This window comes from Agromyces ramosus (assembly GCF_030817175.1).
GTDB classification, from domain to species: Bacteria; Actinomycetota; Actinomycetes; order Actinomycetales; family Microbacteriaceae; genus Agromyces; species Agromyces ramosus_A.
The window spans coordinates 1,306,960-1,326,226 of record NZ_JAUSYY010000001.1; the positions used below are offsets into that span (position 1 = coordinate 1,306,960).

The window sequence follows — 19,267 nt, forward strand, 5'->3', positions numbered from 1 at the left end:
ACCTGCAGCGTTCGGCGTCAGCCGCGCCCGACGAAGACCGGCTTGCGCTTCGCCTGGAAGGCGGCGAAGCCCTCGCGGTAGTCGGCGGTGTCGCAGAGCGCGGCCTGGGCGCGGTTCTCCTCATCCATCGCCTGCCACAGCCCGAGCCGTTCGTCGCGGAGCGCGGCGACGAGCGACTTCGAGGCGATGAAGGCCTGGGTGGCACCGGATGCCGCGGCCGCAGCGGCCCGGCGCGTGGCATCCGTCACCTCGTCGGCGGGGAACACCTGCGAGAACAGGCCCGACGTCACCGCCTCGGTGCCCGACATGAGCCGGCCGGTGACGATGAGGTCCATGGTCTTGTGCGCGCCGAGGCGCTCGAAGAAGAGTGCATGACCGCCCGAGTCGAGCGTCGCGCCGAGGTTCGCGAACGGCGAGCCGATCTTCGCGGTGTCGGCGACGTAGACGATGTCGCTCGCGATGAGCAGGCCGAGGCCGACGCCGAGGCACGCGCCGTGGGCGACCGCGAAGGTGGGCGCGGGGAACGAGGCCATGCGCTCGAGCAGGGGTTGCACGAGTCCGCCGAGATAGCCGAGCACGTCGTCGTCGCGGGGGTCGACGCCCGAGATGTCACGGCCGGCGCAGAACGCACGGCCCTCGCCGCGCAGCACGAGCGCGCGGACATCCGCTCGCTCGGCCTCGCCGTACGCGTCGGAGAGCTCCGCGATCGCGGCCGGATCGAGCGCGTTGAGCTTCTCGGGGGCGTTCAGCACGACCTCGGCGACGCCGTCGGTCACGGTCAGTTCGATCATGATGCTCCGTTCAACGGGTCGCCATCGACCCGTTCGCAGGGTACCGGGGTCAGACGTCGTAGTCGACGACGACGCGGTCGGACTTCGGGTGCGACTGGCACGTGAGCACATAGCCGCGCTCGAGCTCGTCGGGTTCGAGCGCGTAGTTCTCGGTCATCGCGACATCGCCCTCGACGAGGCGGGCACGACAGGTGCCGCACACGCCGCCGGCGCACGCGAACGGCACGTCGGGCCGCACGCGCAGCGCCGCGTTGAGGATCGACTCGTTCGCCGAGACCGGGCTCTCGACGGTCGACGACTGCCCGTCGAGCGTGAACTCGATCGCGATGGTCTGCTCGCCGCGCTCGACGACGACGGGCCGGCCGCGCTCGCCCTCGACGCGGTCGGCGGTGTCGGTCGTGAAGAGCTCGTAGCGCACGTGCTTCACGGGGACGGATGCCGCGGCGAGCGTGTCGCGAGCGAGCTGCACGAGCTCGAACGGGCCGCACAGGAACCACTCGTCGACCGTGTCGGGCGGGATCAGCACGTCGAGCATGCGCTGCAGCTTCTCGGCGTCGATGCGGCCCGAGAGGAGCGGTGCGGTGCGCTGCTCGCGGGAGAGCACGTGGTGCAGGGCGAGGCGCGCCGGGTAGCGGTCCTTCAGCTCGGCGAGCTCCTCGAGGAACATCACGTCGCGCGTCGACCGGTTCGTGTAGACGAGCGTGAAGCGCGCCGTCTCGGAGCGGGCGAGCACCGTGTGCGCGAGGGCCATGAGCGGCGTGATGCCGGAGCCGGCCGCGATGCCCACGACGTGCTTGCCGTCGAGCTCGTCGAGGGTGGAGGTGAACGTGCCCTCGGGGCTCATCACGTCGAGCGTGTCGCCCGGCTCGAGCTCGGAGTTCGCCCACGTCGAGAAGCGCCCGCCGAGGTCGCGCTTGATCGCGACCGAGATGCTGCCGCGCGTCGGCGGCCGGCAGATCGAGTAGCTTCGCCGCAGCTCCCTGCCGTCGAGGGTGGCCCGGATCGCGACGTACTGGCCGGGCAGGTACGAGTAGTCGTCGGCGAGCTCGTCGGGCACGTCGAACGTGACCTCGATCGCGTCGTCGGTGAGCCGGCGCACCTCGGCGACCGTCAGCTCGTGGAACCGGGCGCGACGCCGCTTCGTGACGTGCTCGCCGCCGACGGCGCTCTGCAGGAACGCTCCGGCGACGGATGCCGCGCCGGCCAGCTCCGTCGGTGATCCGCTCGCACTCGTTCCGGGCCGCGCCGTGGTCGACCCCAGGTTGCGCGCCGCCATCAGAGCACCTTGAAGTAGTCGAAGGGCTCGAGGCAGTCGCGGCACTCGTAGAGCGCCTTGCACGACGTCGAGCCGAAGCGCGCGAGCTCGCGCGTATTCAGCGAGTCGCACCGCGGGCACTTCACCGCGAGCTGCACCCGCACCGGGCCGGAGCCCGCACCGCGCACCGCCGCATGCCCGGTCGGCGCCTGGATGCCGTAGCGGCGCAGCTTCTGCTTGCTCGCATCGCTCATCCAGTCGGTCGTCCACGCGGGGGCGAGCACGAGGTCGACGCGGACGTCGGCGTAGCCGGCATGCGTGAGCGCGAGCAGCACGTCGTCGCGCATGGCGTCGAGCGCGGGGCATCCGCTGTACGTCGGCGTCAACTGCACGCGCACGGCACCGGCCCGGTCGATCTCGACCGAGCGGAGCACGCCGAGGTCTTCGATCGTGAGCACCGGGATCTCGGGGTCGGTCACGGTCGCCGCGACGTCCCACGCGCGGCGTGCAGCCGCATCGCGGGGCACTGGGCGGGCGACGGATGCCTCGCGCACCGCGCCGTCGGTCATCGTCGCGTTCACCATGACGCCCCCGGGTGCGCGCGGGCGAGCACCTGCATCTCCGCGAGGAGCGGACCGAGGTGCTCGGTGTGGCGGCCGTGGCGGCCCCCGCCCGAGGCGACGAATGCGGCACGGCCGGTGGGCAGCTCGAGCTCGGCCTCGGCGAGCACCGCCGCGATGATCTCGTCGAAGGGCTCGCGCAGGGTCGACGGCAGCACGGCGACGCCGTCGGCTGAGAGGCGTCCGACGAGCTCGTCGTCGTGGAACAGCTCGTCGACGTACGGCCACGTGTCGTTGATCGCGAGGATCATGCGCCGGCGCGACTCCTCGGTGCCGCCCGCCAGGCGGAGCACCCACTGGGTCGCGTGGTCGCGGTGGTAGTCGACCTCCTTCACCGACTTCGCGGCGATCGCTGCGAGCGTCGGGTCGGTCGACTCGGTGAGCGCGCCGTAGAGCTCGGAGAGGTAGACCGACACCGCGAGCTGCCGCGCGATCGTGTGCGCGAAGTCGCCGTTCGGCTGCTCGAACAGCCAGGCGTTGCGCCACTCGGGCTCGTCGCGCCAGTAGGCGAGGTCGTCTTCGCTGCGCCCGGTCGCGGTGCCCGCGTAGTGCAGCAGCGAGCGGGCATGGCCGATGAGGTCGAGGGCGATGTTGCCGAGGGCGACGTCCTCTTCGAGCTCAGGAGCGCGGGCGATCCACATGCCGAGCTGCTGGGCGAGCACGAGGGCGTCGTCGCCGAGCCGCAGCGCGTACTCCGCGGCATCCGCCGACGCCGTCTGCCCTTCGCCGCCGGCCTGCGCGCCGGTGAACTCCTCGGCGAGGTTCAGCTCGTCGACGGAGACGTGACCGTGGGCGTCGCCCGCGTCGTGCTCGCCACTCACAGGTGCTTCACCCCTTCGCTCTTCGTGTAGTACACGGCGTGCCGGTAGTTCTTGCCCGCGGGGCTCTCGAAGAACGCGCCCTTCGCGTCGGGGTCGCTCGTGGTGATCGCGTCGGCGGGCACGACCCAGATCGACACGCCCTCGTTGCGGCGCGTGTAGAGGTCGCGCGCATTGCGCACGGCCATGTCGGGGTCGGGCGCGTGCAGTGAACCCACGTGCACGTGCGAGAGTCCGCGGTTCGCGCGCACGAAGACCTCCCAGAGGGGCCAGGCCTCGGTGCCGGTCTCACCCGGAGTCGACATCACGCCACCGCCCCGGATGCCGCGAGTGCACGCTCGGCCTGCTTGCGGGCGTACTCGGCAGCAGCCTCACGCACCCACGCGCCCTCTTCGTGCGCCTCGCGGCGGCGCCGCAGTCGCTCGGCGTTCGCAGGACCGCGGCCGGCGAGCACCTCGTTGAACTCGGTCCAGTCGATCTCGCTCATGTCGTACTGCTTCGTCTCCTCGTTCCACCGCAGCTCGGGGTCGGGCAGCGTCACACCGAGCACCGCTGCCTGCGGCACGAGCATGCCGACGAAGCGCTGGCGCAGCTCGTCGTTCGAGAAGCGCTTGATGTTCCACGCCATCGACTGCGCCGAGTTCGGCGACTGGTCGTCGGGCGGGCCGAACATCATGAGCGACGGCCAATACCAGCGGTTCACGGCGTCCTGCGCCATCTCGCGCTGCGCCTCGGTGCCCTGCATGAGCTCGAGGAGGATCTCGAAGCCCTGCCGCTGGTGGAAGGACTCCTCCTTGCAGATGCGCACCATCGCGCGCCCGTACGGGCCGTACGAGGCACGGCACAGCGGCACCTGGTTGCAGATCGCGGCGCCGTCGACGAGCCAGCCGATGGCGCCCATGTCGGCCCAAGTGGGGGTGAGGTAGTTGAAGATCGAGGAGTAGCGGGCGCGGCCGGTGATGAGCTGGTCCATCATCTCCTCGCGCGAGATGCCGAGCGTCTGGGCCGCGGAGTAGAGGTAGAGACCGTGGCCGGCTTCGTCTTGCACCTTCGCCATGAGGATGGCCTTGCGCTTCAGGCTGGGTGCGCGCGTGATCCAGTTGGACTCGGGCTGCATGCCGATGATCTCGGAGTGGGCGTGCTGCGAGATCTGGCGGATGAGCGTCTTGCGGTAGGCGTCTGGCATCCAGTCGCGCGGCTCGATGCGCGAGTCCTTGGCGATGAGCTCGTTGAACTGCTCCTCTTCTGGCGTGAGGTCACGCTCCACCACGCTGAGGTCTGCGGGAGAGGTCATCGTCGACTCCTGTGTGTTCGCGGCATTACTAACCGATCGTTCAGTTAGTATATAGTCATCCCCAGCACCGCGGCAACGCCGCGCGAACCGGCCGCGAACTCGCGTGAACTCGATGAGGAGCTTCAGATGACCGACGCCCCGACCACCGCCGATGCACCGGGTCGCGCCATGATGCAGCGCGATCTCGCCTCCGCCGCCCTCGGCATGGTCGTCGAGCGCGACGACCCCGGCATCGCCGTCGTCTCGATGCGCGTGCGCGACGACATGACCAACGGGTTCCGCATCACCCACGGCGGCCTCGTGTTCACCCTCGCCGACACGGCCTTCGCCATCGCCTGCAACGAAGACGACAACGTCACCGTCGCGGCGGGCGCCGACATCACCTTCCTGAAGTCCACGGTCGCGGGCCAGACGCTCACGGCGACCGCGGTCCGCCGCACCCGGAGCGGACGCACCGGGCTCTACGACGTGTCGGTCGTCGACGAGCACGGCGACGCGGTCGCCGAGTTCCGCGGCCGTTCGATCTCCACCAACCGCAGCATCTGACCCCACCGGAGCCCACGTGTCGACGACGACCACCTCCCCCACCGTCTCGGGCCTCGAGCCCGTCACCCCCGGCGAACTCGACCCCGAGGAGCGGATGTCCCGCCCCGAGATCGAGGCGCTGCAGCTCCAGCGGCTGCAACAGACCGTGCAGCACGCCTACGCGAACGTGCCGCTGTACACGCGCAAGTTCGACGAAGCCGGCGTGCACCCCCGAGACATCCGGTCGCTGTCGGATGTCGCGAAGCTGCCGTTCACGACGAAAGCCGACCTGCGCGAGACCTACCCGTTCGGCATGTTCGCCGTGCCGATGGCGCAGGTCGCGCGCATCCACGCATCGAGCGGCACGACGGGGCGACCGACCGTCGTCGGGTACACGACGGGTGATCTCGATCGCTGGGCGACGCTCGTGGCGCGGTCACTGCGGGCGAGCGGCATCAGACCAGGCATGAAGGTGCACAACGCCTACGGCTACGGCCTCTTCACGGGTGGGCTCGGCGCACACGCCGGCATCGAGAAGCTCGGCGCGACCGTCATCCCCATGTCGGGCGGGCAGACCGCTCGGCAGGTGCAGCTCATCATCGACTTCGAACCCGACGCCATCCTCTGCACGCCGAGCTACCTCCTGACGATCGCCGACTGCATGGCCGAGCAGGGCATCGACCCGCGCTCGACCTCGCTGAAGGTCGCCGTGCTCGGCGCCGAGCCGTGGACCAACGAGATGCGCCACGAGCTCGAGCAGCGCCTCGGCATCGACGCGCTCGACATCTACGGCCTCTCCGAGGTCATGGGTCCGGGCGTCGGCAACGAGTGCCTCGAGACGAAAGACGGGCCGCACCTCTGGGAGGACCACTTCCTGCCCGAGATCATCGACGGTGAGTCCGGCGCGCAGCTGCCCGACGGCGAGATGGGCGAGCTCGTCTTCACGTCGCTCACGAAAGAGGCGTTCCCCGTCATCCGGTACCGCACCCGCGACCTCACGCGGCTGCTGCCCGGCACGGCGCGGCCCGGCATGCGCCGCATGGAGAAGATCACCGGTCGCAACGACGACATGATCATCCTGCGCGGCGTGAACCTGTTCCCGACGCAGATCGAGGAGCTCGTGCTCGGCATCGAGCAGCTGACGCCGCACTTCATCCTCGAGCTCACCCGCACCGGCACCATGGACGACCTCACGGTGCGCATCGAACGGCACCCCGACCTCGAGGTCGAGGTGTGCGAGGTCGCCACCGTCGTGCTCGCAAAGCGCATCAAGGAGCACATCGGGTCATCCGTCGCCGTTCGCCTCGAGGAGCCGGGCACGCTGCCGCGCAGCGAGGGCAAGTACCAGCGCGTCTACGACCTGCGAACGAAGTGAGCGGATGCCGCGTGGTCGCCCTCTCGGCGACGCCCAGAGTGCGCGAACGGTCGGAATCCCGGCCCCGAAACGACAACACGAGCACTCTCGATGCACGTGAGTGGGAGACTGAGGGCGATGTCTGACAACGGATCACTTCGACGGGGCCGACCCGGCTACGACCAGCGCGGCATCCTCGACGTCGCCGTGTCCGCGTTCATCGAGTACGGCTACGACGCGACGTCCATGGGCGTGCTCGCCGACCGCCTCGGCCTCTCGAAGTCGGCGATCTACCACCACTTCGCCTCGAAGGACGAGATCCTCGAGCGCGCGCTCGACGAAGCGCTCAACTCCCTCGAGGGGGTGCTCGAGGGCACGGATGCCTCGACCGGCCGTGCCGCCGATCGCCTCGATCTCGTGCTGCGAGGTGCCGTGCACGTGCTCGTCGACAAGCTCTCGTACGTGACGCTGCTGCTCCGCGTGCGGGGCAACACCGAGGTGGAGCGTCAGGCGCTCGCCCGCCGGCGCGCGTTCGACCGCAGGGTCACCGCACTCGTCGAGGAAGCACAGGCGGAGGGCACGGTTCGCAGCGACATCGACGCGAGCGTCGTCTCGCGCCTGCTCTTCGGCATGATCAACTCGATCGTCGAGTGGTACCGCGCGGGTGGTCGTGAAGACGCCGACAAGCTCGCCGACGACGTCATCGCGGTCGCCCTCGACGGCCTGCGCATGCCGACCTCGAACCGCGTCGACGAGCTGCTCGGCTGAAGGGAGCCATCGTGATCGAGCCGATCGAGAACCTGCCCGCCGGCGTCATCGGATTCCGCGCCAGCGGAACCCTCGAGACATCCGACTACCGTGACAACCTCGTGCCGGCGATCGAGAAGGCCCTCGACGAGCACGGGAAGGTCAACGTCGTCGCCGTGCTCGGCGACGACTTCGATCACCTGTCGATCGGCGCCACCTGGGAGGACGCGAAGCTCGTCGGCCTGCCGCTCTCGAGCTGGGGTCGCGCTGCGGTCGTGACCGATCACCACGTGCTCGCCGACCTGGCGACGGCGTTCGGCGGGCTCGTTCCCGGCGGCTTCCGGGTGTTCCGCTCGCTGAGGAGCGTGCGGCGGTCGACTGGGTCGCCGAGGCCGTCGAACGACCGGCGGCCGAGTAGCGCGAGGTCACGCTGGCTTCGTGCCCGCCACCAGCGCGAACGTGAGGAGCTCGCCGGCGTCGGCCTCGAGCATCCGGATCACCGCGTCGGAATCGGCGGAGCCCGATGCCGTGAACCGCGTCCAGCGGAGCCAATCGGCCGCGGCGCCCTCTTGCTCGCGCGCCACCACGTCGGTGAGGCCCGTCTGCTCCCACAGGAACCGCCACGAATCGGCGGTCGGCCAGGCGAGCGCCTCCCAGCCGACGACCTCTCGAATGTGCGACGGTATGCCGCCGAGCTCGCGAAGCTCGCGGCGGATGCTCGGCGTCGCGACCCCGATGCGGCCGCCCGGCGCCAAGACCCGCAGGAGTGCGGGAAGCGCGCGCACGTCCGTGCCGAAGTACTCGTAGGAGTCGATGCAGACGATCGCGTCGAACGCGTCGTCGTCGAACGGGAGCGCGCGGGCGTCGGCCTGCACCGCGTGGACGCGGTCGTCGAGGCCGCGCTCGGCGAATCGGCGGGCGTTCTCGTCTGCGTCGATCCAGAGGTCGACCGCCCAGACCTCGACGCCCAGCTGCTCGGCGAGGAACGCCGAGGTGGCACCGCGACCGCAGCCGAGGTCGAGGACTCGCATGCCGGGGCGGAGCGGGACATCCGCCAGCAGGTCCTCGAGCATCCACAGCGGATTCGGGCCCATGTCGAGCTCGCGGAGCCAGCCGGCGTCGTACTGATTCGCGAGGGGGAAGCGGGGGTGGGTCAGCGCGCCGGCACTCCCGCCGACCGCGGCGCCCTCCTCACCACTCGGACTGGACGCATCTCGGGATTCACTCACGCCTTCAGCGTGGACGCCCAGGTGCTGCCGGTCAACTCGTCGCCGCCGCGCTGCCGTGCCGCGGAAGCTGCGCGGCGTGCCTGCTTCGAGCTCCGGCTCGAGTGGGCGGTCGTCGCCTCGCCCGCGCGCTCGCTGTCGAGGCGCTCGTTCACCACGCGACGACGCTCGAGCTCACGGGTGAGCTGCGCCTCGCGCTCGGCCTGCAGGTGGGGGAAGGTGATCTCTGAGATGAACATGTCGACTCCTGTGTGTGTATACGTCGAGATTCCTCGCTAAGGCGGGGACGAGGCATCCGCTGATCGCCCTATTCCTGCGACGACCTCCGGGCGGGCGTCTGAGGTAGGGAATGAGCGGATGCCCCGCGGCGCTGTAATTGAGGTGAAGCAACGCATCGGGTTCCTCTCGTTCGGCCACTGGCATCCGTCGCCCCAGTCGGGTACCCGCACCGGACGGGACGCGCTCGTGCAGTCGATCGAGCTCGCCGTGGCGGCCGAGGAGCTCGGCATCGACGGTGCGTTCTTCCGCGTGCACCACTTCGCACGGCAGCTCGCGTCGCCGTTCCCGATGCTCGCCGCGATCGGCGCGCGCACGAGCCGCATCGAGATCGGCACGGGCGTCATCGACATGCGCTACGAGAATCCCCTCTACATGGCCGAGGAGGCGGCGGCGGCCGACCTCATCAGCGCGCACGCCGGCGGCGAGGGACGCCTGCAGCTCGGCGTGAGCCGCGGGTCACCCGAGACGGCGCTGAACGGCGCGCACTCGTTCGGCTTCGTGCCGCCCGAGGGCGAGACCGACGCCGATCTCGCCCGCGCGAAGACCGAGCTGTTCCGCGCGGCGATCGCCGGCGCCGGGGTCGCGCCGGCGAACCCGCAGATGACCGGCTCGACGGGGCTGCTGCCCATCCAGCCGCAGTCGCCGGGGCTTCCCGACCGCATCTGGTGGGGCAGTGGCACGCGGGCCACCGCGAAGTGGACCGCCGAGCAGGGCATGAACCTCATGAGCTCGACGCTGCTGACCGAAGACACCGGGGTGCCCTTCGACGAGCTGCAGGCCGAGCAGATCCAGATCTTCCGCAATGCGTGGGCGGATGCCGGATGGGAGCGCACCCCGCGCGTCTCGGTGTCGCGCAGCATCCTGCCGATCCTGACCGACGAAGACCGCATGTACTTCGGCGAGCGCGAGGCGTCCGACGGTCAAGACCAGGTCGGGTTCCTCGACGGCGGCATCGCCCGCTTCGGCAAGAGCTATATCGGCGAGCCCGACAGGATCGCCGCCGAGCTCGCGCAGGATGCCGCGGTCGCGGCATCCGACACCCTGCTCGTCACCGTGCCGAACCAGCTGGGCGTCGAGTACAACACGCGGTTGCTCGCAGCGATCGCCGAGCACATCGCGCCGGCGATCGGGTGGACGCCCGCCGACTGACACAGGTGGTTGCGCCGGCTGACAGGTGGTTGTCGGCCGCATCGGCCAAAGTGGGGTCATGACCCTCGCCGCACCGCCCGCCGACACCGCCGACACGCGGGTCGCCGCACTTGAAGCGCTGCGCGAGCTCGTCGGCCGCGACGACGCCGACTTCCACGACGGGCAGTTCGAGGCGATCGCGGCCCTCGTCGAGGGCCGGCGGCGCGCCCTGGTGGTGCAGCGCACCGGCTGGGGCAAGTCGGCGGTCTACTTCGTCGCGACCTTGCTGCTGCGCCGGCAGGGCGCCGGGCCGACCGTGCTCGTCTCTCCCCTGCTCGCGCTCATGCGCGACCAGATCGCCGCCGCCGAGCGCGCCGGCGTGCGTGCCGTGGCCATCAACTCGACGAACGCGCACGAGTGGCGCGACGTGCTCGCACAGCTCGACCGCGACGAGGTCGACGTGCTGCTCGTCTCGCCCGAACGGCTCAACAACCCGTCGTTCCGTGAAGAGCAGCTGCCCGCGCTCGTACGGCGCATCGGCATGCTCGTCGTCGACGAGGCGCACTGCATCAGCGACTGGGGCCACGACTTCCGGCCCGACTACCGGCGGCTGCGCGACCTCATCTCGCAGATGCCGCCCGAGGTGCCGGTGCTCGCGACGACCGCGACGGCCAACAGCCGAGTGGTGGCGGATGTCGCGGAGCAGCTCGGTTCCGCCGGCGACGTGCTGACGATCCGCGGGCCGCTCGCCCGCGCGTCGCTGCGGCTCGGCGTGCTGCGCCTGCCCGACTCGCCGAGCCGCCTCGCGTGGCTGCTCAGCCACCTCGACGACCTGCCCGGCTCCGGCATCATCTACACGCTGACGGTGGCGGCGGCTGTTGATACGGCCCGACTGCTCCGCGATCGCGGGCACGACGTGCGCGCCTACACGGGGCAGACCGACACCGACGAGCGCACCGAGTCCGAGGGCATGCTGAAGCGCAACGAGGTGAAGGCGCTCGTCGCCACGAGCGCGCTCGGCATGGGCTTCGACAAGCCCGACCTCGGCTTCGTGCTGCACCTCGGCGCACCCTCGTCGCCGGTGGCGTACTACCAGCAGGTGGGGCGCGCGGGCCGCGCGAGCGAGAGCGCCGACGTGCTGCTGCTGCCCGGCACCGAAGACGGCGCCATCTGGCACTATTTCGCGACCGCTTCGATGCCCGACCAGGAGCGTGCCGAGCGGGTCATCGCGGCGCTCGGCGATGCGCCGGTGTCGACGCCCGCCCTCGAGGCGATGGTCGACATCCGCCGCTCGCCGCTCGAGCTGCTCCTCAAGGTGCTCGACGTCGACGGCGCGGTGCGCCGGGTGCAGGGCGGCTGGGTGGCGACCGGGGTTCCGTGGGTCTACGACGCCGAGCGCTACAGCCGCATCGCCGCCGAGCGCGAGGCCGAGCAGCAGCACATGATCGAGTACGAGCAGACCGACGCATGCCGCATGGAGTTCCTCCAGCGCTCGCTCGACGACGAGACGGCGGCGCCGTGCGGTCGCTGCGACAACTGTGCGGGCGTCTGGTTCCCTCGCGAGATCGAGGCATCCGCGAGCGCCTCGGCCGCCGAATCGCTCGACCGCGTCGGCGTGCCCGTCGAGCCGCGGCGCGCCTGGCCCACCGGCGCCGACCGGCTCGGCGTTCCCGTGAAGGGCCGCATCGCGCCCGCCGAGCAGGCGAGCGAGGGGCGGGCGCTCGCCCGTCTCACCGACCTCGGCTGGGGCGGCACGCTGCGCGAGCTCTTCGCGGCCGGCGCGCCCGACGCGCCGGTCTCGCCGCAGGTGCTCGCGGCGTGCGTGCGCGTGCTCGCCGACTGGGGCTGGGCTGAGCGCCCGGTCGCCGTCGTCGCAATGCCCTCGCGCTCACGGCCGTTGCTCGTCGACTCGCTCGCCCGCGGCCTCGCCGAGGTCGGGCGCCTGCCGTACCTCGGTGCACTCGGTCACGCCGGCGGCGGGCCGACCGGACAACCCGGCGGCAACAGCGCCTTCCGCCTCGCGGGCCTCTGGGATCGCTTCACCGCCGATGGCCTCGATGTGCCCTCGGGCGGCGTGCTGCTCGTCGACGACCAGGCCGACAGTCGCTGGACCCTCACCATCGCGGCTCGCACCCTCCGCCAGGCGGGCACCACCGAGGTGTTGCCGTTCGTGCTCGCGCTGCGCGGCTGACGCGTGCGTGAGTGGCAACATGACCAGAAGAAGATGGGTCGTCGCGATCGTGACGGTCGTGCTCATCGCTGCGCTGATCGTGCTCTACTCGCTCGGACTCCTCGGGAACACGCCCGTCGCGGCTCCCGCCCCGGCGAGTCGCTGGCTCTCGAGCGGCGCATCACGCTGACACCCGGCCAGGGCTTCAAGATCTCGAAGGATCAGTCGAGATCGCATCCCGACCGCAGCCCCCAGAGCTGAAGCGCGAGACCACTCGGCCGTTGGTAGCCGATGGTCACCAAGGCGACGGGCGGTCGTTGTCGCGCTCGCCATCGTCGGGGAAGTGCGGCAACTCGGAGCCACCCGCGCGGACGCACAGCCACCGCAGTTGCTCCGGGCTGTCGGGGGCGCAGCGCCAGGTGCGCCACACGCCCTGGCCGACGCGCACGACGCTGCCGGCACCGACGTCGACGACCTCATCGTCGAGGCCCATCTGCCCCCGTCCGCCGAGGAACACGTACACCTCTTCGATGCGGGCGTGCGTGTGCCAATAGCCCGCCTCCTCGCCCGCCTCGAGCGCGTTCGCCGACATGCCGATGTACTGCATCGTCAGGTCATGGTCGACGATCCGCCGGCCATCGCGCGAGCTCTCGGGGCGGAAGCCGCCGTAGTGGGCCCGCCACTCGTCGAGCCCGCCCATCTCCAGAACTTCGTAGTCACTCACGACGTCAGGCTACCGGCCGGCGCGAGCTCCTTCGCCACGAGGGTGAGCACGTCGTACGACGCCACGAGCTCGTCGTTCTGGTTGCGCAGCACCGCGTCCCAGCGCACCTCGCCGTACTCGTCGGTCTCGCGCGGCGTGATCTGCTTCGCGGTGAGCTCCACGCGGATCGAGTCGCCCGGCGACACCGGCGTCACGAACTTGAGGTTCTCGAGGCCGGAGTTCGCGAGCACCGGCCCGGGCGCGGCATCGACGAAGAGTCCGGCGGCCCACGACACGAGCAGATAGCCATGCGCGACGCGGCCCGGGAAGAACGGATTCGCGGATGCCGCTTCCTCGTCCATGTGGGCGTAGAACGTGTCGCCCGTGAACGCCGCGAACGTCTCGATGTCTTCCAGGGTCACCGTGCGCGACTCCGAGACGATCTGGTCGCCGATGCGAAGCTCGGCGAGCGACTTGCGGAACGGATGCTCCCCGCCGGGCTGCGAGGCCGCGCCCGCGTGCCACACGCCCGTGAGCGCCGTGAGCATCTCGGGCGAACCCTGCACCGCGGTGCGCTGCATGTGGTGCAGCACCGCGCGGATGCCGCCGAGCTCCTCGCCGCCGCCGGCCCCGACCGGGTCCGCCGTGCACGAGGTTCGGCAGTGGCGAGCCGTGACCGGTCGACGAGCGGGCGTCGTCTCGGTCGAGGAACAGCACGCGCCCGTTGTACGCCGCGATTCCACCCGCGAGCGCGACGGCGACCGCGGGGTCGTGCGTCGCGACGCTCGTCACGAGCGATCCGCCGCCCCGTGCGACGAGCGCGACGGCTTCGTCGAGGGAGCCGTAGCCGATGATCGATGCGACCGGGCCGAACGCCTCGACCTCGTGCAGCGCCGGGCTCGCGGCATCCGTGAACCGAAGCAGCATGGGCTCGACGAAGGCGCCGTCGGATGCCACGCCCGTGACGCCCTCGGCGAGCGTGACGCCCGGGGCATCCGTCGAGCCGATCACGAGTTCGCCGCCCGCCGCCTGGAGCTTTCCCACCTGGCGCAGCACCTCGTCGCGCTGGGTGAGCGAGGCGAGCGGGCCCATGGTGACGCCCTCGGCGCGCGGGTCGCCGACCACGACGCGCTCGGCGATGCGGGCGCGCACGGCATCGACGACCGAGTCGACGGATGCCTCGGGCACGATCGCCCGGCGAATGGCCGTGCACTTCTGGCCCGCCTTCGACGTCATCTCGACCACGAGCTGCTTCACGTACGCGTCGAACTCGGGAGTTCCCGCGACGGCGTCGGTGCCGAGCACCGAGGCGTTGATCGAGTCCGTCTCGACGGTGAACCGCACGCCGCCCGTCTGCACCGACGGGTGCTGCCGCAGCTTCTCGGCGGTCGACGCCGAACCCGTGAACGCGACGAGGTCGCCGAGCCGCAGGTGGTCGAAGAGGTCGGGCACACTGCCCGAGACGAGTTGCAGCGAACCCTCGGGCAGCAGCCCCGACTCGTCGAGGATGCGCACGAACGCCTCGGCGAGGTAGCCGGTGGGCGTCGCGGGCTTCACGAGCGTCGGCACGCCCGCGAGGAATGCGGGGGCGAACTTCTCGAGCGAACCCCACACCGGGAAGTTGAACGCGTTGATCTGCACGGCCACTCCGGGCAGGCGGGTGTAGATATGCCGTCCGAGGAATGAGCCGTCCTTCGAGAGGTTCTCGACCGCCCCGTCGATGTAGACCATCGAGTTCGGCATCTCGCGGCGGCCCTTCGACGAGTAGGTGAAGAGCACGCCGATGCCGCCGTCGACATCGACCCAGGAGTCCTGCTTCGTCGCACCGGTGCGCGCCGAGATCTCGTAGAGCTCCGCCTTCCGCTCGGTCAGGGCGAGCGCCATCTGCTTGAGCGTCACGGCGCGCTGGTGGAACGTGAGCTTCCCGAGTGAGGCCTGCCCCACGGTGCGGGCGTACTCGAGCGCGGCGCCGAGGTCGAGTCCCTCGGTCGACACTCTGGCCACGAGGTCGCCGGTCGACGCATCGCGCACCTCGGTCGCGGATGCGGCAGCGGCGGCATCCGGTGTCCACCACTCGCCGTTCACGTAGCTCGGCAGGATCTCGTTCATCGTTCGTTCCTTCTCGTCGTCGTGATGTCGCGCGTCATCCCGCTGGTCAGCGTCGCCAGGTCAGCGAGTGGGCGAAGTCGGCTGGGCCAACTGCCGCCCGACCGCCAAGATCGCCCACTCGCGAACTCGCGTGGCGTCGGATGCCGCAATGACACGCTCACGGAGCATCCCACAGGTAGAAGCCCTCACCGGTCTTGCGCCCGAGCTTGCCCTCGGCGACCATGCGGCGCAGCAGCGAGGGCGGGGCGAAGCGCTCGCCGAGCGTGTTCGAGAGGTACTCGGCGATGCCGAGTCGCACGTCGAGGCCGACGATGTCGGTGAGACGCAACGGCCCCACCGGATGCTTGTATCCGAGCGTCATGGCCGCGTCGATGTCCTCCGCCGAGGCGACCCCCTGCTCGAGCATGCGGATCGCCTCGAGCCCGAGCACGACGCCGAGCCGCGACGACGCGAAGCCCGGGGCATCAGCGACGACGATCGGGGTCTTGCCGATCGCGTGCACCCACTCCCGCGCCTCGATCATGAGCGACCCCTCGGTGCCGTCGCCGCGAACGAGCTCGACGAGCGTCGACGCCGGCACCGGGTTGAAGAAGTGCATGCCGAGGAAGCGGCCGGGCCGATCGAGCAGTGCGGCGAGCTGGTCGATCGAGATCGACGAGGTGTTCGACGCAAGCGCGGCGCCGGGTGCGAGCACCGATTCCACGCGGGTGAGCGCGTCGATCTTGAGCTCGAGGTCTTCGGGCACCGCCTCGACGACGAGGTCGCAGCGGGCGAAGTCGCCGACGTCGGTGCTCGTGGCGAACCGTGCACCGATGGCGGCGGCATCTTCGTCGGCGGTGCCGCGGGCGACGGATGTCTCGACGGACTCGAGCACACGCGACGACGCCGCTCCCGCGGCATCCGCGTCGCGCTCGACGACCGTCACGCGAGAGCCGGCGAGCAGGAACGCATGCGCGATGCCCGCACCCATGCGCCCACCCCCGAGCACGCCGACGTCGGCGGGCGCGCCTGTTGCCGTGTTGCTCACTTGTGCTTCCTCTCGAGGAACTCGGTCATGCGCCGGAACTTCTCGGGGCTCTCGAACAGCTCGGCCTGCGCCTCGAGGTCGATCGCGGGGTGCGCCTCGCGCGGGGCGCGGAACACCCGCTTCGTCGCAATGGTCGCGGCCTTGTCGTTGCGGCTCACGCTGTCGGCGATCGCGTGGGCGGCGGGCAGCAGCTCATCGGCGGGATGCAGCGCGCTCACGAGTCCGATCTCGAGCGCCTCGGCGGCGGCGACGGTTCGGCCCGTGAGCAGCAGCTCGATCGCGCGGGCGTCGCCGACGATCTCCTTCAGGCGCCAGCTCGCGCCCGCGGCGGCGATGATGCCCAGGCCGGTCTCGGGGTTGCCGATCTTCAGCGACGGAGTCGCGATGCGGATGTCGGCCGCGTACGCGAGCTCGGCGCCGCCGCCGAGCGCGTATCCGTCGAGCGCGGCGATGACGGGCATCGGCAGCAGTGCGATGCGAACGAACGCGTTGGCGTTGATGCCCTCGCGCGCGTCTGCGGCTCGGCGCTCTCGCAGTTCGGCGATGTCGGCGCCCGAGGCGAACACTCCGCCCGCACCGGTCAGGATGAGCGTGCGTGGGATCGCCTCGAGCTCGGCGCACAGCAGGTGCAGCGCGTCGATCGTGGCCTGGTCGATGGCGTTGCGCACTGCGGGGCGGTTGAGGGTCACGATGACCCGGTCGTCGCGCCGCTCGACGAGCAGCGCCGAGTCCGTGGCATCCGTCACGCTTGCTCGTTCGATCATCAGACGCGCTCCACGATGAGCGCGGTGCCCTGGCCGACGCCGACGCACATCGTCGCGAGCCCGTAGCGCGACTGCTCGCGCTCCATGCGGCCGAGCAGCGTCACCACGAGGCGGGCCCCCGACGAGCCGAGCGGATGTCCCAGCGCGATCGCCCCGCCGTCGGCATTGACGCGCGACTCGTCGAGCCCGAGCCGCCGCATCACCGCGATCGACTGGGTCGCGAACGCCTCGTTGAGTTCGATCGAACCGATCTCGTCGAGGTCGATGCCGGCGCGTTCGAGCGCCTTCTCGGTGGCGGGCACGGGCCCGAGCCCCATGATCTCGGGCGCGATGCCCGAGCTGGTGCCCACGACGACGCGGGCCCGCGGCGTGAGCCCGTAGCGCTCCACCGCGGCACCGCTCGCCACCAGGATCGCGGATGCCCCGTCGTTCAGCGCGCTCGAATTGCCCGCCGTCACGACCGAGCCGCCGGGCACGACCGGTCGCAGCCCGGCGAGCACCTCGAGGGTGGTCTCGGGGCGCGGCCCCTCGTCGACGAGCACCTCGCCGCGCGCGGTGGGCACGCCGACGATCTCGTCGTCGAAGCGCCCGGCCGCGATGGCCGCTGCCGCCCGCTGTTGCGAGCGCAGCGCGAATGCGTCGGCCTCTTCACGCGTGATGCCGTCGACGCGGGCGACCTCTTCGGCTGTCTCGGGCATCGAGTAGGTCGCCTTGTCGCGCGCGAGCAGCTCGGGGTTCGGGAACCGCCAGCCGATCGACGTGTCGTGCGTGGCTCCGGGCCGCCCCCAGGCCTTCTCGGGCTTCGCCTGCACCCACGGCGCGCGCGTCATGGACTCGACGCCGCCCGCGACGATGAGATCGGCGTCTCCCGCGCGAATCGCCTGGGCGGCCATCGTGATCGCCGACATGCCGGAGGCGCACAGGCGGTTGACCGTGATGCCGGGGATCTCGTCGGGAAGCCCGGCGAGCAGCACCGCCATGCGCGCGACGTTGCGGTTGTCTTCGCCCGCTTGGTTCGCGGCGCCGAGGATGACCTCGTCGATCGCACCGAGCTCGCCTGCGAGGTCGAGCTCAGCACGCCGCACGAGCTCACCGACGACGAGCGCCGCGAGGTCGTCGGGCCGCACGCTCGCAAGGGCACCGCCGTAGCGGCCGACCGGCGTGCGTACGCCGCCGACGAGATAGGCCTCCGCCATGGTTCACTCCTGACCGCACTGTCTGTGGTGGAACGCTGCACCCAGCGTAGGCGGGGGCTCGCGGCATCCGTACGATCGGAATTCCTGACCGACCGTTCAGGTAGTAATTATGGCAAACGGATGCCCCGTGCGCCACCCGACACGGCTCAGCGGGCTCGCGCGACGATCGCCTCGGCGATCTCGGTCGCGTGCGATCCGTCTGACACCTGCACCGCGTCATCGCCGACCGCGAGGATCACCGTGCACCACCCGCCGTTCGGGGAGCACCATTCGAGCGCGGTGGAACCGCCGATCGTGGCGACGGTACCGCCGACGGGCACCTCGCGGCTCGCGGCGAACTCAGCCACGAGCCACGCCGCGCCCGGTGCGACGACGACCGACGTCGGCGGGCCTTCGGGCGCCATGGCGTTGCAGTTCAGGAACCCCGCACGCGCCTGGGCGAACGACCGGAGGAAGGCGAGCTCGCGCTCGGTCAGCGCGGGTACCTCCCACGCGGCCGGGTTTCCGGTCAGCTCGGCGAGGTCGGCCGCGGGAAGCACGGCTTCGCAACTCGTGGGCGCCGCGGACGCCGCGACCACGTGCGACCACGCGAGACGCTCGGGCTCGGCGGTCGTGAGCGCCGAGAATGCCGCCGCCGCCGCCACGTCGAGGCCGGCAAGCGTCTGCTCGTCGGTCAGGTCGGCGAACCGCGTGCCGTCGCTTCGGAAGCCATCGGCGCGCGACCCGTCGGTGCGGAGGCGGACGATCGTCCACGTGCCGGCGACCGGCGCGGAGATCGTGCAGCCCGCCTGGCCGCACGCCGCCGCCGCCGCGACCCCGGCGACGGTGCGGTTCGGCTCGATCGTTCCGTCGCCGTAGTCGTGACCGTGCCACGCATCGGCGGCGTCGGGCAGCACGTCGACCACGAGATACGTCGCCGAATCGCCCACCCGCCAGCTGCAGCTCACTCCGCCCGCCGCCATCACCGCCCACTCGTACAGGTTCCACAGCGGCATCGACGACTCGGTCGCTGGTGCGGGGGGCTCGCTGGCCGAGAGTGCCGCCGCCACCTCCGACGGCGGCACGAGTTCGTTGCACGACAATGGTGCCGGTGCGGCCGCTTCGACGGGCGCCGCCGTCGGCGTCGGTGCCGCGGTCGGTGCCGGCGCGGGCGCGGTGCATCCGCTGAGCAGGACGAGAAGGGCCGCGGCGATGCCGCCGGTCACGAGACGCATGGCGCGATCATAGTGGGCCCGCCTGCCGCAGGAACTCAGGGCGCACA

Annotated in this window: 19 protein-coding genes and 2 pseudogenes; 7 read left to right on the forward strand and 14 right to left on the reverse strand. The window is 71.0% G+C overall.

Translation table 11 applies throughout. The features are described 5' to 3' along the window. Positions 1-17: 17 nt before the first annotated feature. The 6 genes from QFZ26_RS06070 to paaA are packed head-to-tail and all read right to left on the reverse strand — an operon-like array spanning position 18 to position 4,778. Positions 18-791, reverse strand: coding sequence for an enoyl-CoA hydratase/isomerase family protein (locus QFZ26_RS06070; RefSeq protein ID WP_307040229.1), 774 nt, complete (start codon positions 789-791; stop codon positions 18-20). Positions 792-840: 49 nt separating this feature from the next. Then, complete coding sequence (gene paaE, locus QFZ26_RS06075) at positions 841-2,067, reverse strand: 1,2-phenylacetyl-CoA epoxidase subunit PaaE (RefSeq protein ID WP_307040231.1); 1,227 nt, start codon at positions 2,065-2,067, stop codon at positions 841-843. After that, entirely contained in the window at positions 2,067-2,630 is a 564-nt protein-coding gene (paaD, locus tag QFZ26_RS06080) for a 1,2-phenylacetyl-CoA epoxidase subunit PaaD (protein WP_373460686.1), read from the reverse strand. The genes paaE and paaD overlap by 1 nt, the downstream gene beginning before the upstream one ends. After that, positions 2,624-3,487 carry a 1,2-phenylacetyl-CoA epoxidase subunit PaaC gene (gene paaC / locus QFZ26_RS06085; RefSeq protein ID WP_307040233.1) on the reverse strand — a complete coding sequence of 288 codons (864 nt, stop codon included), beginning with the start codon at positions 3,485-3,487 and terminating at the stop codon, positions 2,624-2,626. The genes paaD and paaC overlap by 7 nt, the downstream gene beginning before the upstream one ends. Beyond that, positions 3,484-3,789 carry a 1,2-phenylacetyl-CoA epoxidase subunit PaaB gene (paaB, locus tag QFZ26_RS06090; protein ID WP_307040235.1) on the reverse strand — a complete coding sequence of 102 codons (306 nt, stop codon included), beginning with the start codon at positions 3,787-3,789 and terminating at the stop codon, positions 3,484-3,486. The genes paaC and paaB overlap by 4 nt, the downstream gene beginning before the upstream one ends. After that, the gene (gene paaA, locus QFZ26_RS06095) at positions 3,789-4,778 is read right to left on the reverse strand and encodes a 1,2-phenylacetyl-CoA epoxidase subunit PaaA (protein WP_307040236.1); all 990 of its coding nucleotides are present in this window, start codon (positions 4,776-4,778) and stop codon (positions 3,789-3,791) included. Before paaA ends, paaB begins: the two co-directional genes overlap by 1 nt. A gap of 126 nt (positions 4,779-4,904) precedes the next feature. On the opposite strand from paaA, the gene paaI reads away from it, so the two are divergent. The 4 genes and pseudogenes from paaI to QFZ26_RS18840 all read left to right on the forward strand — a co-directional run. After that, positions 4,905-5,324 (forward strand): hydroxyphenylacetyl-CoA thioesterase PaaI, encoded by a 420-nt coding sequence (gene paaI, locus QFZ26_RS06100; RefSeq protein ID WP_307040239.1) that lies wholly within the window; start codon positions 4,905-4,907, stop codon positions 5,322-5,324. A gap of 94 nt (positions 5,325-5,418) precedes the next feature. Beyond that, a complete protein-coding gene (gene paaK, locus QFZ26_RS06105) occupies positions 5,419-6,678 on the forward strand; it encodes a phenylacetate--CoA ligase PaaK (RefSeq protein WP_307044949.1) in 1,260 nt (419 codons plus the stop codon). Positions 6,679-6,795: 117 nt separating this feature from the next. Further along, the gene (locus QFZ26_RS06110) at positions 6,796-7,425 is read left to right on the forward strand and encodes a TetR/AcrR family transcriptional regulator (RefSeq protein WP_307040242.1); all 630 of its coding nucleotides are present in this window, start codon (positions 6,796-6,798) and stop codon (positions 7,423-7,425) included. A gap of 11 nt (positions 7,426-7,436) precedes the next feature. Then, a pseudogene (locus QFZ26_RS18840) lies at positions 7,437-7,742 on the forward strand (STAS/SEC14 domain-containing protein); the annotation flags it as partial. 87 nt (positions 7,743-7,829) lie between these two features. Here QFZ26_RS18840 and QFZ26_RS06115 read toward each other — a convergent pair. Continuing rightward, entirely contained in the window at positions 7,830-8,633 is an 804-nt protein-coding gene (locus QFZ26_RS06115) for an SAM-dependent methyltransferase (protein ID WP_307040244.1), read from the reverse strand. After that, complete coding sequence (locus QFZ26_RS06120; protein WP_307040246.1) at positions 8,630-8,869, reverse strand: hypothetical protein; 240 nt, start codon at positions 8,867-8,869, stop codon at positions 8,630-8,632. The genes QFZ26_RS06115 and QFZ26_RS06120 overlap by 4 nt, the downstream gene beginning before the upstream one ends. 118 nt (positions 8,870-8,987) lie before the next feature. Between QFZ26_RS06120 and QFZ26_RS06125 the strand changes: the two genes are divergently transcribed. Genes QFZ26_RS06125 through QFZ26_RS06135 form a run of 3 tightly spaced genes read left to right on the forward strand, consistent with a single transcriptional unit; the run spans position 8,988 to position 12,397 of the window. Beyond that, positions 8,988-10,058 (forward strand): LLM class flavin-dependent oxidoreductase, encoded by a 1,071-nt coding sequence (locus QFZ26_RS06125; protein WP_307040247.1) that lies wholly within the window; start codon positions 8,988-8,990, stop codon positions 10,056-10,058. A gap of 58 nt (positions 10,059-10,116) precedes the next feature. Continuing rightward, positions 10,117-12,228 (forward strand): RecQ family ATP-dependent DNA helicase, encoded by a 2,112-nt coding sequence (locus QFZ26_RS06130; RefSeq protein WP_307040249.1) that lies wholly within the window; start codon positions 10,117-10,119, stop codon positions 12,226-12,228. A 19-nt stretch (positions 12,229-12,247) separates the two neighbouring features. After that, complete coding sequence (locus QFZ26_RS06135) at positions 12,248-12,397, forward strand: hypothetical protein (RefSeq protein WP_307040251.1); 150 nt, start codon at positions 12,248-12,250, stop codon at positions 12,395-12,397. 105 nt (positions 12,398-12,502) lie between these two features. Here QFZ26_RS06135 and QFZ26_RS06140 read toward each other — a convergent pair whose 3' ends face one another. The 6 genes and pseudogenes from QFZ26_RS06140 to QFZ26_RS06165 form a co-directional block, all read right to left on the reverse strand. After that, positions 12,503-12,931 carry a cupin domain-containing protein gene (locus QFZ26_RS06140; RefSeq protein ID WP_307040253.1) on the reverse strand — a complete coding sequence of 143 codons (429 nt, stop codon included), beginning with the start codon at positions 12,929-12,931 and terminating at the stop codon, positions 12,503-12,505. After that, a pseudogene (gene paaZ, locus QFZ26_RS06145) lies at positions 12,928-15,019 on the reverse strand (phenylacetic acid degradation bifunctional protein PaaZ). The gene QFZ26_RS06140 and the pseudogene paaZ overlap by 4 nt, the downstream one beginning before the upstream one ends. A gap of 157 nt (positions 15,020-15,176) precedes the next feature. Next, complete coding sequence (locus QFZ26_RS06150; RefSeq protein WP_307040255.1) at positions 15,177-16,046, reverse strand: 3-hydroxyacyl-CoA dehydrogenase family protein; 870 nt, start codon at positions 16,044-16,046, stop codon at positions 15,177-15,179. Continuing rightward, entirely contained in the window at positions 16,043-16,810 is a 768-nt protein-coding gene (locus QFZ26_RS06155; RefSeq protein ID WP_307040257.1) for an enoyl-CoA hydratase/isomerase family protein, read from the reverse strand. Before QFZ26_RS06155 ends, QFZ26_RS06150 begins: the two co-directional genes overlap by 4 nt. After that, complete coding sequence (locus QFZ26_RS06160) at positions 16,810-18,006, reverse strand: acetyl-CoA C-acyltransferase (protein WP_307040258.1); 1,197 nt, start codon at positions 18,004-18,006, stop codon at positions 16,810-16,812. The genes QFZ26_RS06155 and QFZ26_RS06160 overlap by 1 nt, the downstream gene beginning before the upstream one ends. Before the next feature lie 146 nt (positions 18,007-18,152). Beyond that, complete coding sequence (locus QFZ26_RS06165; RefSeq protein ID WP_307040260.1) at positions 18,153-19,220, reverse strand: hypothetical protein; 1,068 nt, start codon at positions 19,218-19,220, stop codon at positions 18,153-18,155. Positions 19,221-19,267 lie beyond the last annotated feature (47 nt).

What these genes read in the sequence shown, in the direction of transcription:
- QFZ26_RS06070 (WP_307040229.1), bottom strand. Translation starts at nt 791, where the DNA reads ATGATCGAACTGACCGTGACCGACGGCGTCGCCGAGGTCGTGCTGAAC.
- paaE (WP_307040231.1), bottom strand. Translation starts at nt 2,067, where the DNA reads ATGGCGGCGCGCAACCTGGGGTCGACCACGGCGCGGCCCGGAACGAGT.
- paaD (WP_373460686.1), bottom strand. Translation starts at nt 2,630, where the DNA reads ATGGTGAACGCGACGATGACCGACGGCGCGGTGCGCGAGGCATCCGTC.
- paaB (WP_307040235.1), bottom strand. Translation starts at nt 3,789, where the DNA reads ATGTCGACTCCGGGTGAGACCGGCACCGAGGCCTGGCCCCTCTGGGAG.
- paaA (WP_307040236.1), bottom strand. Translation starts at nt 4,778, where the DNA reads ATGACCTCTCCCGCAGACCTCAGCGTGGTGGAGCGTGACCTCACGCCA.
- paaI (WP_307040239.1), top strand. Translation starts at nt 4,905, where the DNA reads ATGACCGACGCCCCGACCACCGCCGATGCACCGGGTCGCGCCATGATG.
- paaK (WP_307044949.1), top strand. Translation starts at nt 5,419, where the DNA reads ATGTCCCGCCCCGAGATCGAGGCGCTGCAGCTCCAGCGGCTGCAACAG.
- QFZ26_RS06110 (WP_307040242.1), top strand. Translation starts at nt 6,796, where the DNA reads ATGTCTGACAACGGATCACTTCGACGGGGCCGACCCGGCTACGACCAG.
- QFZ26_RS06120 (WP_307040246.1), bottom strand. Translation starts at nt 8,869, where the DNA reads ATGTTCATCTCAGAGATCACCTTCCCCCACCTGCAGGCCGAGCGCGAG.
- QFZ26_RS06125 (WP_307040247.1), top strand. Translation starts at nt 8,988, where the DNA reads ATGCCCCGCGGCGCTGTAATTGAGGTGAAGCAACGCATCGGGTTCCTC.
- QFZ26_RS06130 (WP_307040249.1), top strand. Translation starts at nt 10,117, where the DNA reads ATGACCCTCGCCGCACCGCCCGCCGACACCGCCGACACGCGGGTCGCC.
- QFZ26_RS06135 (WP_307040251.1), top strand. Translation starts at nt 12,248, where the DNA reads ATGACCAGAAGAAGATGGGTCGTCGCGATCGTGACGGTCGTGCTCATC.
- QFZ26_RS06155 (WP_307040257.1), bottom strand. Translation starts at nt 16,810, where the DNA reads ATGATCGAACGAGCAAGCGTGACGGATGCCACGGACTCGGCGCTGCTC.
- QFZ26_RS06160 (WP_307040258.1), bottom strand. Translation starts at nt 18,006, where the DNA reads ATGGCGGAGGCCTATCTCGTCGGCGGCGTACGCACGCCGGTCGGCCGC.
- QFZ26_RS06165 (WP_307040260.1), bottom strand. Translation starts at nt 19,220, where the DNA reads ATGCGTCTCGTGACCGGCGGCATCGCCGCGGCCCTTCTCGTCCTGCTC.